General features: G+C 37.6%; 12 protein-coding genes and 1 pseudogene. 7 read left to right on the plus strand and 6 right to left on the minus strand.

The window, feature by feature from the left end; translation table 11 throughout:
• Positions 1–58: 58 nt before the first annotated feature.
• The 6 genes and pseudogenes from ABIB40_RS20090 to ABIB40_RS20115 all read right to left on the minus strand — a co-directional run.
• Positions 59–574 (minus strand): alpha-ketoglutarate-dependent dioxygenase AlkB family protein, encoded by a 516-nt coding sequence (locus ABIB40_RS20090; protein WP_354361633.1) that lies wholly within the window; start codon positions 572–574, stop codon positions 59–61.
• Positions 546–716, minus strand: coding sequence for an Ada metal-binding domain-containing protein (locus tag ABIB40_RS20095; RefSeq protein WP_354361655.1), 171 nt, complete (start codon positions 714–716; stop codon positions 546–548). The genes ABIB40_RS20090 and ABIB40_RS20095 overlap by 29 nt, the downstream gene beginning before the upstream one ends.
• A 91-nt stretch (positions 717–807) precedes the next feature.
• Complete coding sequence (locus ABIB40_RS20100; protein WP_354361635.1) at positions 808–1521, minus strand: 2OG-Fe(II) oxygenase; 714 nt, start codon at positions 1519–1521, stop codon at positions 808–810.
• A gap of 4 nt (positions 1522–1525) precedes the next feature.
• Positions 1526–2284 carry an SDR family oxidoreductase gene (locus ABIB40_RS20105; RefSeq protein ID WP_354361637.1) on the minus strand — a complete coding sequence of 253 codons (759 nt, stop codon included), beginning with the start codon at positions 2282–2284 and terminating at the stop codon, positions 1526–1528.
• A gap of 41 nt (positions 2285–2325) precedes the next feature.
• A complete protein-coding gene (locus ABIB40_RS20110) occupies positions 2326–3192 on the minus strand; it encodes a bifunctional helix-turn-helix domain-containing protein/methylated-DNA--[protein]-cysteine S-methyltransferase (RefSeq protein ID WP_354361639.1) in 867 nt (288 codons plus the stop codon).
• Between the two features lie 106 nt (positions 3193–3298).
• Positions 3299–4180: pseudogene (locus ABIB40_RS20115) on the minus strand (TraM recognition domain-containing protein); the annotation flags it as partial.
• Positions 4181–4514: 334 nt separating this feature from the next.
• On the opposite strand from ABIB40_RS20115, the gene pckA reads away from it, so the two are divergent.
• From pckA to ABIB40_RS20150, 7 genes are all read left to right on the plus strand, one after another.
• On the plus strand, positions 4515–6122 hold the full coding sequence (gene pckA, locus ABIB40_RS20120) for a phosphoenolpyruvate carboxykinase (ATP) (RefSeq protein WP_354361641.1): 1608 nt from the start codon (positions 4515–4517) through the stop codon (positions 6120–6122).
• A gap of 182 nt (positions 6123–6304) precedes the next feature.
• Positions 6305–7324, plus strand: a complete 1020-nt coding sequence (fbp, locus tag ABIB40_RS20125; protein WP_354361643.1) for a class 1 fructose-bisphosphatase — start codon at positions 6305–6307, stop codon at positions 7322–7324.
• Between the two features lie 854 nt (positions 7325–8178).
• On the plus strand, positions 8179–8589 hold the full coding sequence (locus ABIB40_RS20130; RefSeq protein ID WP_354361645.1) for a plasmid mobilization relaxosome protein MobC: 411 nt from the start codon (positions 8179–8181) through the stop codon (positions 8587–8589).
• Positions 8571–9401 (plus strand): relaxase/mobilization nuclease domain-containing protein, encoded by an 831-nt coding sequence (locus ABIB40_RS20135; RefSeq protein WP_354361647.1) that lies wholly within the window; start codon positions 8571–8573, stop codon positions 9399–9401. The genes ABIB40_RS20130 and ABIB40_RS20135 overlap by 19 nt, the downstream gene beginning before the upstream one ends.
• Positions 9398–9829, plus strand: a complete 432-nt coding sequence (locus ABIB40_RS20140) for a hypothetical protein (protein WP_354361649.1) — start codon at positions 9398–9400, stop codon at positions 9827–9829. Before ABIB40_RS20135 ends, ABIB40_RS20140 begins: the two co-directional genes overlap by 4 nt.
• 36 nt (positions 9830–9865) lie before the next feature.
• A complete protein-coding gene (mobC, locus tag ABIB40_RS20145) occupies positions 9866–11887 on the plus strand; it encodes a conjugal transfer protein MobC (RefSeq protein WP_354361651.1) in 2022 nt (673 codons plus the stop codon).
• A 231-nt stretch (positions 11888–12118) separates the two neighbouring features.
• On the plus strand, positions 12119–12511 hold the full coding sequence (locus ABIB40_RS20150; RefSeq protein WP_354361653.1) for a JAB domain-containing protein: 393 nt from the start codon (positions 12119–12121) through the stop codon (positions 12509–12511).
• The last annotated feature ends 64 nt before the right edge of the window (positions 12512–12575 follow it).

Raw genomic sequence — 12575 nt, forward strand, 5'->3', positions numbered from 1 at the left:
AGCTTCTCTGCTAAGCTCCATTTCTTGTATTTCATGTTTCAAATGTATTATTTGAAATTCATAATAACACTCCGAACTTATTGGGGGCTAAACTAAATGAGACCGTTTCTTTAGTTTGCTTATGTTTAAATGCAAATTTTCGTTCTGCTCCAAAGCTTAATGATGCAATAGCCCCATTCTTTTCCAAATCTTTTTCGGCATCACTATGCCACGCCATTCCTTCATCTCCATTGTGGTAAAGGTTTAGTAAGCAAGAATTAAATAATTTTCCAGTTTGTTTTTCAATTATAGATTTTAATTCCAGCAATTCTTTAGTCCAAGGCAATGCTTGTTTTGTGGTTTTAGAATACGTATAATTAAAATTGGCATCACCATACCACGCTACTTTTCGTTTTGTAAAAATGTGTTTTCCAAAGATAATGGCTTCATCGTTTTTCCATTCGATGGTGTTTAACAAACAGTCTAAATATTGATCCGCTTCTATTTTGGTAAAAAGTCTTCCATAATAATTTACTACACCATCATTCGGCAATAAATTTTTAGAACTATCTATTTCGTTTCCGAATAAATCCATTTTTCCAATTTTTATATTTCATTTTCATACAATGACCGCAAGGTCTAAAACCATTTTTAATTGCTTCGTTTTCTGAACCAAAAAAAGCACGATTTTCTTTTTTCATCCGTTTTCCAGATTTGCATTGTAAAGTTCCGTAAATTTTTAAATTTCAATTACCGCCGAAACAAATTTCTTTTTGTTTAATCTGACATTTCAAATCAATATCGGATATTTCAGAATGCTGTATCATTTTAACTTATCGCATCGTGAAAAATAAGGCCTAATGTGTGCCTCTCGCCACTATGCAATTCACTGACACCGTGTTTCATATTTGCACGATAGTATCCTTTTGTGCCTTTTACTGGTCTAAAATTAGTCGTAAAAATTAGCATATCACCTTTTTTTGGATTCAATACCATTGCTTTTGATTGTGCTCTTGGGGTTTGTTGGATCAAAACAAATTCGCCACCAGTAAAGTCCTTATCGGGTTCATTTAAAAAAAGGACGCATTGCATTGGGAAATAAATATCACCGTATAGATCCTGATGCAAGGTATTGTGTCCTCCTTTTCCATATTTCAAAATCAATGGTGTTGGTTTTAATTGATTATTGTCGTGGCAAAGGTGTTGCAGTTCTTCAAATGTATCTGGAAATTTGTTGTCAATTTTTAATACTTTCATCCAACTATTTGCAATTGGGGCCAATTTTGGATACACATTTTCCCTTATGGTTTGAATCAAATTGGGCAACGGATAATTAAAATATTTGTATTCGCCCAAACCAAAACGGTAACGTTCCATCACTACCGTTTTTCTATAACTATTTGGGTTTGAATAATTGTCAATTAATTCATTGCATTGTTCTTTTGATAATAAATTCTGAACAATTGCAAATCCTTTATCATTCATACTTTCTGTAATTGCCTGCCAGTCAATCACAGAAAGTCTATTCGTTATAGTTTCCACTTTTTTAGTTTTTTATTACTGCTAGACCACCATCAACAACAAATTCCGAGGCGTTTGTATAAGAAGAATCGTCAGAAGCAAGAAAACAAACTGTATTCGCCACTTCTTCAGGATTGCCAAAACGCTTTAATGGAAGTGTTGGTGTTATTGAGGCTATTGCTCCATCAATTTGTTCTTGTGAAAGCCCTGTTTTTTGAAATCCATTTGTCGAAATATAACCGGGACTAACACTATTTACTCTAATTTTTTTGACTAATAGTTCAGAAGCAAATGTTTTTACGAATGACTGAACAGCTGATTTTGCTCCTGAATAAACAGAGAAATTAGCTATACCCATTTCAGTTACTACAGAAGTGCACAAAATAATAGAGGAGCCATCTTTCATTAATGGAATAATTTGTTGTACGGTAAAAAATGTTCCCTTAACCAATAGATTAAACAGTTCATCAAAATGCTTTTCGTCTGCCATTTCAATAGGTGCAAATTTCCCGTATCCTGCATTTGTAAAAAGAATATCAACTACATCAGTAAGTTCTTTCACTTTGTTGCCAATAGACAATAGATCCTCCATTTTACTTGCGTCAGATACTATTCCTCTACAATTCACACCAAGCTCACTTACCGTTTCATCTACCGTTTTTTGATAACGTCCCGTGATAATTACTGTTGCACCTTCTGCAATCATTTTAACAGCTGTAGCTTTACCAATTCCGCTTGTACCACCAGTAATTAAGGCTACTTTGCTTTTTAATTTTGTCATCATTTATTTTTTTATAATTAATGATACAAAAGTGCAACTGCTTCCTATTTTATAAAATCCGTTTCTTGCTCAATGTTAATTTTGGTTGCTTCCCAACCGATAATCGCTGTTTTACGAGTGGTTCCCCACATATAACCACCCAATTTTCCTGTTCCTTGAATAACGCGATGGCAAGGAATAAGAAAAGCTACAGGATTGTCGCCAATGGCAGTTCCAACTGCTCTTGATGCATTTGGATTGTCTATTTGCTTTGCAATATTGCCATAAGTAGAAAGTTGACCCATTGGAATTTTGAGCAACGTTTCCCAAACTTTCAATTGAAAGTCTGTTCCTTTTAAATGTAGTTTTATTTGATTGAGCTTGTGCCAGGCGTGGTTAAAAATGAATAAAGCATTTTGTTGGATTAGGTCTAAATGTTGTTTGAAATTGGCATTTGGAAATTGATTTTGCAAAATTGAAAATGCTTGAGTCTTATTTTCTACAAATGAGATGTGGCAAATACCTATTGATGTAGAAGCAACTAAAATATTCCCAAAAGGACTATCTGCAAAACTATAATTTATAGAAAGATTTTTACCACCATTTTTATATTCGGCAGGTGTCATACCTTCAATTTTCATAAACAAGTCGTGAAGTCTGCTTGTGCCTGAAAGTCCGGTTTCGTGTGCGGTTTCAAATAAAGTGGCTTTATTTTCTTTTAATAATTTTTTAGCATATTCGATACTTGTATATTGTAAAAATTTCTTTGGACTAGTTCCTGCCCAGTCTGTAAAAAGTCGTTGAAAATGAAAAGGACTTAAATGAACTTTTTCAGCCACTTCATCTAAATTGGGTTGGTCTTTAAAGTTTGTCTGAATATAATTTATTGCTTCTGCAATACGATTATAATTAATATGTTCTTGGTCGCTCATTGTAATGATTTTTGCTACAAATGTCTAAACTTTAATACTGTAATAAAATCCGAAAGTTGCTTTTATTAGAAATAGGTTGAAGGATTATATAAAATGCTTTTCAAAATTATCCATTTTGTACTAGATGCTGTAGCTCAGGATCATTTTTTATGCGTTCCAATTCTTTCGCAATAATTTGAACTATGTCTTGTTTTATCTGTGTGTAATTGTTCTCAATTTCTTGTTTCATTTGGTCTTCCCCTTGCTCATTTATAAAGGATAAAATTTCAGGTATTTTTTGATAAACTTTTGTTTCGGATGCTACCTTTTCATTATCAACTACAATTTCAGCGTGGAATATTTTCTGTTCGATGCGCTCATCAAAATTATCAGAAACAGAGCCTACAAACATACCTTGCGTTAAGGTTGAGATTTTGGATGCCGAAATTAAACTATCTAATTGCGTTGATATTGAAGTTGAGGTATCATTTCTGTTGATGGATACACTTTGGCGTTTCTGCAACACTTTCCCGAAACGTTCTGATAAACTTTTTGCGGTTTCGCCAACTACCTGACCACTGAAAATATTACCAACTGTATTTTGAATAACTTTTGCTTCTTTATCTCCATAGTCCCTTATCAATTGCGAATAATCCTGAAAGCCCAAACAAACTGCCAGCTTATTACTTCGGGCAGTTGCAATCAAATAATCTAATCCACGAAAGTAAATTGTCGGCAACTCATCAATAATCATCGAACTTTTCAATTTCCCTTTTTTATTAATGAGTTTTACAATTCTCGAATTGTACAAACCCAATGCTGCCGAATAAATATTCTGACGGTCGGGATTATTACCAACGCATAAAATTTTTGGTTCTTTGGGATTGTTGATGTCCAATGAAAAATCATCGCCTGTCATTACCCAATACAATTGTGGCGAAATCATTCTTGATAAAGGAATTTTAGCAGATGCTATTTGACCTTGCAATTGGTCTTGTGCGCCACTCTGAGTGATCTGGATTAGATGAAATCTAGACGATGAAATAGTATATGGAGTAGTTTTTACGAAAAACAAGGGACGGAACTTTTGAATTATTCGAACCGTCGATTTATCATTACCAAAAATCTGATATGGTTTTCTTGTAATCTTAATATTGGTGATATTTTTTTATAAAAAATGTATTTTTAAAACCGACAGTGTTTCGTCTTTAACCATGCTGATAGTTAAATAGATAGCCTTAGTGTATTATTTACAATATGTTGATTTTCAATAAATTAAATTTTTTTTTAATTAAAATCTATTTCTAAGTTTGCGTCAAACTAACTATTAATTGTAATTTTTAATGAAAGAAAGCCAAACTCAGTTTGCCCAGCCTTCGCTGGACTATCTGCAACTGAATCCAGAGAAAATCTATTATCAAACAACACCAGAAGAATTAATTAAAATGGCTGTCATACAACAAGAAGGTATATTGACTGATAATGGTGCCCTATCAATTGACACTGGTATTTTTACGGGAAGATCTCCAAAAGACCGTTATATTGTTATAGATAACATAACAAGAGACCGTGTAAATTGGGGAGAAGTTAATCAGCCTTATTCTACCTCAAAATTCGATTTACTGTACACTAAGGTATGTCGTTACTTAGATAAAAAAACGGTTTACGTGAGAGACTCTTTTCTCTGCGCCGAGAACGCCAGCCAACTAGATTTAAGGGTCATTACTGAAACCGCCACTCAAAATCTTTTTGCGCACCACATGTTCTTGCGTCCATATGTTGTCTCTCCGGCAAAGCAGCAAGATTGGACTTTAGTGTCGGCGCCGGGTTTTAAGGCAGACCCAATTGTGGATGAAACCAGACAAGGAAATTTTACCATCATTAACTTTAGCCGCCGGTTGGTGCTAATTGGGGGAACTTTTTATAATGGCGAGATAAAGAAGGCCATGTTTAGTGTACTAAATTTTCTACTTCCATTTAAAGGCGTTTTACCTATGCACTGCTCGGCCAATGTAGGCAACGATGGAGAAACTAGTGTTTTTTTCGGTTTGTCTGGAACTGGAAAAACAACATTATCGGCAGATCCCGACAGGCGTTTAGTCGGCGATGATGAGCATGGTTGGGGAAATAACGGTCTCTTTAACTTCGAAGGTGGCTGTTATGCTAAAACGTATGGACTAAGTTCAGAAAAAGAACCTCAAATATTTTCGGCCATACGAGATTTGGCTATGCTAGAAAATGTTCCATTTGAGAAAGGGACACAGCATCCCGATTATCAAAATAAAATTAAAACAGAAAACGGTAGGGCAGCGTACCCTTTAAACTATATTCCAGAAGCGGTTACGCCTGCAGTTGCGAAGCCTCCAAAAAACGTCTTTTTCTTAAGTGCCGATGCATTTGGCGTTTTGCCACCAATCTCTAAATTGACGCAAGAACAAGCGATGTACTACTTCTTATCTGGCTATACTTGTAAATTGGCCGGAACGGAATCTGGTATTAATGAGCCTGTGCCAACATTTTCTGCCTGTTTTGGCAACGCTTTTTTACCCTTATCTCAGGTTATTTATGCCGATTTACTCGGGAAGAAGTTAAAGCAAGGCAACGTAAATATATGGCTGATAAATACCGGTTGGATGGGTGGAAGTTGTGGTGAAGGAAAACGTATTCCGTTGGCTTTTACCCGTAGTATGATTAAAGCTGCCATGAACGGAGATTTAAACAAATGCAGTTATCGCAAACATGCCGTTTTGCATTTACAAATGCCAGAACGTTGCCCGGACGTGCCCACAGAAATGCTATCTCCTGTAAATCAATGGAGTGATAAGGAAGCATATTTGTATGCCGCTTATAAACTTTCAGACCTTTTTAGAGATAATTTCCGTCAATATGTAGATTTAGCAAGTAGTGAAGTGAAAGCGGCACAACCCGGAGTTTCTGAAGTGAATTTGTAATTAACGGGGGTTTTATAATTACTTTTCTTAGTGGCTTACGGCAGCTTAGTAAACAACTAGCTGTCGTGCGCGTCTTTCTAAATATCTATTTCATTAGAAAATCTTAGGAACCTTAATTGCGCAAATCCTAAATCCATAGCAAAGAATCTCTGTAAAATTTAATCCTAAAAACAAGTTATTATATGGTGCAAGCTAAAACTCTCGGTCAATTTATTATCGAAAAGCAAGCTGATTTTAAATATGCAAAAGGCGAACTATCTAGGCTGTTACGAGACATCGGCATTGCTGCAAAAATTGTAAACAGAGAAGTGAACAAAGCCGGCTTGATGGATATTTTGGGGAATGCCGCACAAACGAACATTCAGGGAGAGCGGCAGCAAAAATTAGATGTATATGCAAACGAACAATTTTTAGCGGCCTTGACCAGCGGCGGGGAATGTTGTATGGTTGTTTCTGAAGAAAACGAGGAATTCATTCCTATCACCTCGGCCGTATCAAAAAATGCAAAATACATCGTAGCCATAGATCCTTTAGACGGTTCATCTAACATTGACGTAAATGTAGCCGTTGGCACAATTTTCTCGATTTATCGAAGAGTTTCTGTTAATGGGGCCGCTAACTTGGCAGACGTTTTACAAGCCGGAAACGCGCAGGTGGCCGCAGGCTATGTAATTTATGGATCTTCTACCATGTTGGTCTATACCACTGGCAAAGGAGTTAATGGTTTTACATTAGACCCCTCTATTGGCGAGTTTTGTCTTTCTCATCCTGACATGCGCACGCCAGAAAGCGGTGTCATCTATTCTATAAATGAAGGTAATTACATCAACTTTCCAGACGGGGTAAAAAAATATATTAAATATTGTCAGGTTGATGATGGGCAAAGCCAACGACCTTACACCTCGAGGTATATTGGTTCTATGGTTGCAGATATACATCGCAATTTAATTAAAGGAGGCATATTTATTTATCCCAAAACTGCAACCTCACCGCAGGGAAAACTCCGTATGGTTTATGAGTGTAATCCTATGGCTTTTATTTTAGAGCAAGCAGGTGGGCGAGCTACAGATGGCGCAACCAGAATATTGGATCTTGCTATAACAGACATTCATCAGAGATCGCCCATATTTATCGGGTCTAAAAAAATGGTTGAAAAAGCAGAGCAATTTATGATAGATACAGCTGTCTCATCTGTTTGCTAAACCAGCCGTTTTGGGGATGGATAACATATAATAGACAGCATATCAAAACAATAAAATTAGTAAATGACCAATTTGGCCGGCTGTATATCTATGTTGCGTTGTGCGAGGGATAAAGTAAGGATAAGTGTGTTTTAAACGAGCGGCAAGCAGGAAGCCGCATTTTAAACTCAAATAAGTTCACATCAAGTTTTTAAATGATGTCACTATCAAAACCATCGGTCACTCTTCGGTCCTCAGAGAAACCAATGCCCTTTGGATGCCCCGTTCCGCTGAATAGCGGAATGGGCAGTTTTGATTGTTGACTAATCAAGTGTGCGGATCAATGGTCTGCATTGCATTCCGACCATACACCCTTTCCCTTTTAAAGGTTGCTGATGTGCAATCTTCTTAAAAACCTCTTTTGTACAGTTTTTTCCCGTACCTTACTTTATCCTTGCGCCTCACCCATTTTTGGGCCAAGCATCTTTGACCATCAATTCAAATAGTCATGAAAAATCAGAAACAAATAGTTAGCCCACAGACAAGAGCTTTTAACGGTAAGGTTTACCCGAAGATCAAGCGAATCCGCACGGAGCCGCGCCAGCGGATCAGACAACTCTTGCGTTCTTTCGAACCGATCAACACTTCGCAAATTGAGCAAGAAAACGGTGGGGAAATTTCTTCTTAATCAAAACAAATTACAACCATTTATTTCATCACAAATCGAAGTTGAAAAATACTTTCGGGTTTGGGCGTCGAAGTCCGAGGGGACTTAGCAAGATGTATTTTTGCATGCGCAAAAAAATCTTGCCGTCCTTATGGCCGGGACTTTACTCGGAACTCGCAAAGTCTGGAACTTCATAAAAGAGCTATCAATGCCAAGGAAAAAACTAAAAAATCAGGATGCTATCTTAAGCCACAACCTCATCATCAGGGTATCGGAATCGGTGTTCAAAAAGTTGGATAAACTATATGTTGAAAGTGACTGCCAGAGTATTGCTGAAGTGGCGAGAAAAATCCTTTCCAACGAAAAAATAAACTGTTTTTATAGAGATGTTTCTATACATGCGCCGATGGAGGAAATGGCGCTGATCAGAAAAGAGCTAAAGGCAATCGGCATCAACATTAACCAGATCACACGCAGCTTTAACCAGGACAAGGCAGAAACACACAGGGCATTCTACGTTATGAAAGTTGCAGACCTCTATAAAAAAGTTGATGAAAAAGTAGAAAGGCTGCTCACCATCATATCCCAACTTGCAGAAAAATGGTTGCAAAAATCGTGAGTGGCAAAAGCATCCGGGGCATGTTGCATTACAACGAAAATAAGGTTGAACGGGGACAGGCCAGACTAATTTTAGCCAGTGCATTTGCAGGCGAGATTGGAAAAATGGATTTTGGGAATAAGCTTAGACGTTTTGAAAACTTGACCATGTTTAACGGAAAGGTTAAGACCAATGCAATACACATCAGCTTGAATTTTGATCAGAGTGATAAATTAAATAATGAACTGCTTCAAAAGATTACGATTGACTATATGGAGAAAATCGGGTTTGGCGACCAGCCTTATCTGGTTTACAAGCATACCGATGCCGCCCATCCGCATTTACATATCACTACCACAAATATCAAAGCGGACAGCGGGCGCATCGACATCCACAACATTGGTAAAACCTTATCAGAAACAGCCCGTAAGGAAATTGAAATAGGTTACAACCTCATCAGAGCAGCCGGAAGAAAGACAAGTGATGGCTTGGGGATAAAGCCTGCTGATCTTGAAAAAGTGGTTTATGGCAAATCAGCTACCAAAAGAGCCATAACAAATATAGTTAATAGTGTGGTCAAAAGTTACTGCTTTACTTCTCTTGCAGAATTTAACGCTATACTAAAACAGTTCAATGTAATTGCTGACCGGGGTATGGAAGAAACACAGATGTTTCAAAAAAAAGGGTTGGTCTATTCGATAATTGATGCAGGAGGTAAACAAGTTGGCATATCATTCAAGGCAAGCGCAATCTATATGCACCCACATTACTCAAACTGGAATCGAAGTTTGAGCAAAATAGGGAAAAACGAAAACCTTATAGGTCTGAGTTGAAGAAAAGTATTGACCAGATATTAAACAAATATCAAGTCATCACTCGGGCGACATTCGTTAATGAACTGCGAAGGGAGAAAATAGGGGTAACCTTCCGCCAGAATGCACAAGGATTTATTTACGGCGCAACCTTTATCGACCATAAAAACAAAACTGTTTTTAACGGAAGCGACTTAGGTAAAGCGTACAGCGCAAAGTCGTTGACCGAACATTTTGGGAATACAGATAAAGAAAAAACTTACCTCAAACCAATACGACGACAAAAAACCTATCTCGAGCAAAAGAACGAAGGAAGTAACAAGTCCTATCTCGAACCATTGGCGCCGACCAATTATTTGAAAGATTTGCTTGGACGGGCGGAAATTGATTATGCCCCATCTACGGGAGAAAAAAAGAAGAAAAGAAAAAAGCGACCATTTAAAATTTAAAAGTCCTCCCCATTGGGGAGGGTTTAGGAGGGACTTATGAACACAGGAGAAGATTTACAAGGCTTGAGAAAAATTATAGATTTTACTCGGCTTATCAGTATTTTTATATTGGCCATCCATTTTTACCTAAGTTGCTACGTTGCCTTTGAAAATTGGGGATGGACAGCTGAACTGACTGATCGTATCATTGCCAACATTGCGAAAACAGGATTGTTCAATAATATCCTTAAACCGAAACTTGCGGCTCTGTTATGCTTGGTGATATCGCTTATTGGTGTAAAAGGCAAAAAAGAAGATAAGTTAGCGGGGAAAACGATTGCAATTTGCCTGATTAGCGGATTGCTTTTATACTTTATTAGTGCACTGTGCTTTTTCATGAATGCAGCTGTTTCGACCATCGGCATTTTTTATATAGGAATCACCGTTGTCGGTTATCTTTTGATCCTTACCGGCGGAGGTTTGTTGTCGAGGTTGATCCATGAAAAATTAGATACAGATATTTTTAATGAAGACAATGAGAGCTTCCCACAAGAAGAACGGCTGCTTGAAAATGAATACTCCATCAACTTGCCAACCATTTATAACCTAAAGGGAAAAGTCCGAAAAGGATACATCAACGTTATCAATCCACAAAGGGGGCTTTTGATTGCAGGAACGCCCGGTGCGGGTAAATCTTATTTTGTGATTCGGCATATTATAGACCAACATCTAAAAAAAGGCTTTTCGATGTTCTTATATGACTTTAAGTACGATGATTTGAGTAAAATTGCCTATAATAAACTGCTGAAATACCAGAATAATTTCAAGGTGAAACCATCTTTCTATGTTATAAATTTTGACGACCTGAACCGTACACATCGTTGCAATCCTTTGGATCCAGCAGGGATGGATGACATTACCGATGCCACTGAGGCAGGGCGTACCATTATGTTAGGTCTAAACAGAGACTGGATTAAAAAACAAGGTGATTTTTTTGTGGAGAGTCCGATCAATTTTCTGACCGCGATCATCTGGTACCTAAAGAAATACGAAGATGGAAAATATTGTACGTTGCCCCATGTGATAGAACTGATGCAGGCAGATTATGATCCATTGTTTGCCGTGTTACAACAAGAGGAAGAAATAAAAGTATTGATCAATCCTTTTGTTTCCGCATTCCAGAATAAGGCAAAAGAACAATTGGAAGGGCAAATTGCATCTGCCAAGATTGGCTTGGCCAGACTTTCCTCGCCACAATTGTATTATGTGCTTTCTGGGAATGATTTTACGCTGGACGTAAACAATCCGAAGGAACCTAAAGTGGTATGTGTGGGTAATAATCCTCAAAAACTGCAAGTTTACGGTGCGGTGCTCTCCCTTTATATCTCTCGGATGATCAAATTGGTCAACCGAAAAGACCAACTGAAGAGCAGCCTAATCTTTGATGAATTCCCAACCATCTATTTCAATAATATGGACAGCCTGATTGCCACCGCAAGAAGCAATAAGGTGGCTACGAGCTTGGCCGTGCAAGACTTTAGTCAACTAAAAAAGGATTACGGAGCTGAACAGGCTGATGTGATTACCGGAATTGTTGGCAACATCATTAGCGGGCAGGTTACTGGCGATACCGCTAAAAAGTTATCAGAAACCATCGGCAAGATTATGCAGGATAGGCAGAGCATGAGCATCAACAGTTCTGATACCTCTATTTCTAAATCCACCCAATTGGATTATGCAGTACCAGCTTCAAAAATAGCGTCCCTTTCATCGGGAGAATTTGTGGGCATAGTTGCAGATAATCCAGACTGTAAAATCAAGCTTAAGGCATTTCATGCCGAGATACAAAATAACCACGCTGCAATCAAAGCGGAAGAAGATCAATACAAGCCTATCCCCTTGATCGCAAAAGTTAGCGAGGCGGATCTTCAAGAAAATTACAAAAGAATCAAAGAAGACATTCAGGACATCTTTAGAAAACAACTTCCAAAAATAGATGCGGAGCATACGCCATCCTCCGATCCAAAACCGAAGCAAAAGATAGAGGACTCCGATGAGGGTTTGAGCATTTCTCTATAGCTCAACAAGCATTTTAATTTCTCGAGTACGCCATGGGAGGTTAAAGCATTAATGATTGCCACAAAGTTAGGCTAAATGGTAAATACGGGTTTGCTTCGCCAAAGTAGTATCAAAAAAATGGGTATCCACTAGTGTGGAGCCTCCACATTTTTTTGATCTCCACTTTGCCCTTTAGTTCCCATTTAGCCAATGGCTGCACCATAATTAATTCATTCATTAATCAACGTAATTATGGAAAAGCTTCAAAATGGGCAAACAGCGCAATCGACAACATCAAAAAATCAAGACGACGCTTCGTCAAATCAGATTTCATTATTTCAGGTATCCGAAATCAATGTTTCTTATCATCCAAAATTTAAGGCTTCTGAAAGACCGAAAGTCTCTTCTTCTAAAGAGGTATATAATCTCTTATACCACAATTGGGATTTGAATAAAATTGAGCTTTTAGAACAGTTTAAGATTCTATTGTTGAACCGAGCAAATCGGGTGATAGGAATCTATGAAGTTTCCTCAGGCGGAACAACTGGAACGGTTGCTGATCCCAAACTTATTTTTTCGATCGCTTTAAAAGCATGTGCAAGCTCAGTAATCCTGGCGCATTATGCAAAGCATTTAGTTATGTAAAGTATCTGTATAATCGATTGATAGTTAAAGCAATTTTAGGATATTACTTTACATAATATTGTTT

The sequence above is a fragment of the Pedobacter sp. UYP30 genome (assembly GCF_040547165.1).
Taxonomy (GTDB): Bacteria; Bacteroidota; Bacteroidia; order Sphingobacteriales; family Sphingobacteriaceae; genus Pedobacter.

Bases quoted from the DNA above. Each gene is read 5' to 3' on its own strand.
- mobC (WP_354361651.1), top strand. From the start codon at position 9,866: ATGAACACAGGAGAAGATTTACAAGGCTTGAGAAAAATTATAGATTTT.
- ABIB40_RS20130 (WP_354361645.1), top strand. From the start codon at position 8,179: ATGCCAAGGAAAAAACTAAAAAATCAGGATGCTATCTTAAGCCACAAC.
- ABIB40_RS20105 (WP_354361637.1), bottom strand. From the start codon at position 2,284: ATGATGACAAAATTAAAAAGCAAAGTAGCCTTAATTACTGGTGGTACA.
- ABIB40_RS20150 (WP_354361653.1), top strand. From the start codon at position 12,119: ATGGAAAAGCTTCAAAATGGGCAAACAGCGCAATCGACAACATCAAAA.
- ABIB40_RS20110 (WP_354361639.1), bottom strand. From the start codon at position 3,192: ATGAGCGACCAAGAACATATTAATTATAATCGTATTGCAGAAGCAATA.
- ABIB40_RS20135 (WP_354361647.1), top strand. From the start codon at position 8,571: ATGGTTGCAAAAATCGTGAGTGGCAAAAGCATCCGGGGCATGTTGCAT.
- ABIB40_RS20090 (WP_354361633.1), bottom strand. From the start codon at position 574: ATGGATTTATTCGGAAACGAAATAGATAGTTCTAAAAATTTATTGCCG.
- pckA (WP_354361641.1), top strand. From the start codon at position 4,515: ATGAAAGAAAGCCAAACTCAGTTTGCCCAGCCTTCGCTGGACTATCTG.
- fbp (WP_354361643.1), top strand. From the start codon at position 6,305: ATGGTGCAAGCTAAAACTCTCGGTCAATTTATTATCGAAAAGCAAGCT.